The 477-nt window shown below is 64.2% G+C and carries 1 pseudogene; it reads right to left on the minus strand.

The window, feature by feature from the left end:
• Positions 1–36 precede the first annotated feature (36 nt).
• Positions 37–477 (minus strand): annotated as a pseudogene (locus DVK07_RS21450) (hypothetical protein); the annotation flags it as partial.

The raw sequence follows: 477 nt of genomic DNA on the forward strand, positions 1-477 counted from the left end.
AATCGGCCCACCTGTAGTTCCGACGGCGAGCCCCGGCTACGGGACCGCGACGAAGTACGTCGCGAACTCGCCGTCGTCGAACTGGACGGTGAGGATGAAGAAGTCGCCACGTGTGTCGAGGTTCTTGTTCGCCGCGAAGTCGATGGTGATGTCCGTCGTCGCGTCCGACGGGAGCGTGACCCGGTCCGGGCCAAGCGTGTACTGATCAGCCCCAACGTTCTGAGCTGGAGAACCGTTGAACGACGCGGTCTCGGCGCCGTTACCGCCCTGGTCGGGGTAATAAAACGAGACGCGGAAACTCGTCACGACGCGCTCCGTTCCGGTGTTGTTGAGGGAGATTCGAGCGGCGTCGTTCCCGTTCGTGGCGGTTGTCCCCGTTAGGATGACGTCTTGGTCCTCCTGCGGCGGATTAATCTCGCTTGTCGACCCGTCGTCTCCCGCGCCCGTGCCGCCGCCACCGCCGGTTCCGTTGACGAG

It is taken from the genome of Halorubrum sp. Atlit-26R, assembly GCF_003666015.1.
Taxonomy (GTDB): Archaea; Halobacteriota; Halobacteria; order Halobacteriales; family Haloferacaceae; genus Halorubrum.